The sequence below is a fragment of the Streptosporangium sp. H16 genome, from assembly GCF_051918855.1.
GTDB lineage: Bacteria > Actinomycetota > Actinomycetes > Streptosporangiales > Streptosporangiaceae > Streptosporangium.
This window is the reverse complement of sequence record NZ_JBPXMD010000090.1, coordinates 1-2,762: the sequence shown is the minus strand read 5'-3', so window position 1 is coordinate 2,762 and position 2,762 is coordinate 1. Positions and strand designations below refer to the sequence as shown.

At 68.1% G+C, this 2,762-nt stretch carries 2 protein-coding genes; both read right to left on the bottom strand.

Annotation, left to right across the window (positions count from 1 at the left end; translation table 11 throughout):
• Nucleotides 1-1,155 (bottom strand): endo-1,4-beta-xylanase (locus tag ACTOQ2_RS43730; RefSeq protein WP_440107907.1); only part of this gene is annotated, 1,155 nt, incomplete at its 3' end.
• A gap of 20 nt (nt 1,156-1,175) precedes the next feature.
• Nucleotides 1,176-2,762 (bottom strand): glycoside hydrolase family 43 protein (locus tag ACTOQ2_RS43725; RefSeq protein WP_440107905.1); only part of this gene is annotated, 1,587 nt, incomplete at its 5' end.

Genomic DNA, 2,762 nt, shown 5'->3' with positions numbered 1-2,762 from the left:
GGCCGTGGACAGGCCGTAGACGTCCAGGGCCTTGCCGCTGGTCCGGTTGACCAGGACGTACCAGGCGTTGGTGTCGATTGGCCCGCCGGAGGTCGGCGTCGGCGTCGGGGTCGGGTTGGTGGAACCGCCGTTGAGGGCGTTGAGCGTGCTGGTGTAGGCGGCCTTCTTGTTGCCGGAGGCGTCGAACAGCAGCGGGTTCTCCCCGGTGCGCCAGGAGTCGCTGTCGCGGATGCCCCAGACGGTGATGCCGTTGCACCGGGAGACCGCCAGGCACGCCCGGGTCACGGTGGCGTAGATGTTGGCCTGGTTGGACCCCTGGGCCACGTCGAGCTCGGTGATCTGGACGTCGACGCCGAGGTCGGCGAAGCGCTGGAGGTTGGCCTGGTAGTCACCGGAGATGGAGCCGCCCAGGTGGGACTGGAAGCCGACGCAGTCGATCGGCACGCCGCGCGCCTTGAAGTCGCGCACCATGTTGTAGATGCCGGTGCTCTTGGCGTTGATCCCGTCGGTGTTGTAGTCGTTGTAGCAGAGCTTGGCACCCGGGTCGGCGGCGTCGGCGGCCCGGAAGGCGGCCTCGATCCAGTCGTTGCCGGTGCGCTGCAGGTTGGAGTCGCGCCGACCGCCGCTGCCGCCGTCGGCGAACGCCTCGTTCACGACGTCCCAGGAATCGATCTTGCCGCGGAAGTAGGTGGCGACCTGGGTGACGTGGTTGATCGCGGCATTGCGCAGGTCGGAACCGGACAGGCCCTGGGCCCAGCCGGGCTGCTGCTGGTGCCAGAGCAGGGCGTGACCGCGGATCTTCATGCCCTGTCCCAGGGCGTGGTTCACGATCCGGTTGGCGCTGGTGTAGTTGAAGCTGCCGCGCTGGGGCTCGGTGGAGCTCCACTTCATCTCGTTCTCGGCGGTCACCGAGTTGAACTCGCGGTTCAGGATGTTGACGTAGGTGGAGTCACCGAGCCTGCCGGCGGCGACGGCTGCGCCGAAGTAGCGGCCGCCTCTCTCGGCCGCCGACGCGCCCAGCGTGGAGGCTGCGTCCGCCGGAGCGGAGATCGCAGCCGACACGCCGATGGCGACCACGGCGGCGCTCAGGATGGACAGGAATCTCCGCAGCCGGGTGCGCCCGGAAGGCCGGGCCGAGCGGTTTGGGGGGTGCATCACGGGCTACCTTTCTGGTTTCACGGTGTGGTGAGGTCGAACCGGTTCACGGTCACCGCTCCGCCCAGTGACTGGGTGGCGTAGTTGAAGATGCCGAAGCGGTAGCCCATGAAGAACTGCCAGGCGTTGTTCAACGTGAAGGCCGGTCCGAGCGCGGTGAAGTTCACGCCGTCGGTGCTGTAGGAGAACCGGGCCTGCCTGCCGGATCCCGGCCGGATGTCGGCGTTCACCCGCAACCAGATCTTGCCGCCCGAGATGTTCGCGCTCGCCGCCTCGGTGCCGGTGCCCGTGGTGGCCCAGCTGCTGTTCATGGTCAGGCCGTTGGTCATCACGACCCGGTTGACGCCGTTGTCGCGTTTGACGCCGATCCACGCCGACTGATCTCGGAGCATCGCCAGCCCGGACCGGTCACCGTTGGCCATCGCCGAGTAGTCGAGCTCGATCGTCGCGGTCGACGACGGGCCCTGGATGCGGTGGGTCAGGGTGTTGCGGGCGTTGTAGAGGTCGTTGGTGACGGTCGCGGTCTGCAGGCGCAGGCCGTTGCCGGTGGAGAAGCGGCCGGTGTCGGGGTTGTGGTTCCACTCCCACCGGTGGCCGAGACTGGCCGAGGTGAAGGTGTCCGGGCCGATCATCGAGGCCACGGTCTTGGAGGTCTGGATGTTCGGCTTCGGGTAGTTGACGCCCCAGCCGCCGTTGACCGTCTGGACGGTCGGCCAGCCGTCGGCGCTCCAGTTGATCGGTGCCAGGGCCGGCATCCGGCCGCCGGGGTAGGCGTCGACGAACGACATGTAGTACCAGGCGCCGTTCTGCGTCTGGACCAGGCCGCCCTGGTGCGGCACGCCGCCGCCGGAGATCGGGCCGGGCATGTTCAGCAGGACCTGGCGCATCTCGTACGGGCCGAACGGGCTGCTGGAGCGCAGCACGTACTGGCCGTTGGCCGGGCGGGTCAGCCAGATGTAGTAGTAGCCGTTGCGCTTGTAGAAGCGGGCGCCCTCAAGGGTGCCGACGCTGGAGGGGGTCTGGAAGACCTGCTGGGCGCGCACCTGGCTGAGACCGTCGGCCGAGAGCTGGGCGACGCTGATCGTGCCGTTGCCGTAGGCGACGTACATGGTGTCGTTGTCGTCGACGAGCAGGCCGGCGTCGTAGTAGCAGTTGTTGATCCGGGCGCGCTTGGTCCAGGTGCCGTCCACGGCGGAGGCGGTGTAGACGTAGGTGCGGTTGAACTCGGTGCAGCCCATCCAGTAGTACGTGCTGTTGCTCGGCCGGTAGTTGAGCGTCGAGGCCCAGATGCCCTTCACGTAGGCCCGGCCGCCGTTGAGGTCGTAGGCGTTGGACTCGAAGTCCAGGCGCGGGACCGAGTGGCCCGCGTACTCCCAGTCGACCAGGTTGTAGGAGCGCAGGATCGGCGCGCCGGGCGAGTAGTGCATCGTCGACGCCGAGTAGTAGTAGGCGTCGCCGACCCGGATGATGTCGCCGTCGGCGAAGTCCTGCCAGACGACCGGGTTGGTGTAGTTACCGCCCGGACCCGGCGTCGGGGTCGGGGTGGGGGTCGGGGTCGTTCCGCCGACCTGGACGAACTGCCACTGCTGGTTGTTGCCGCCCCAGTC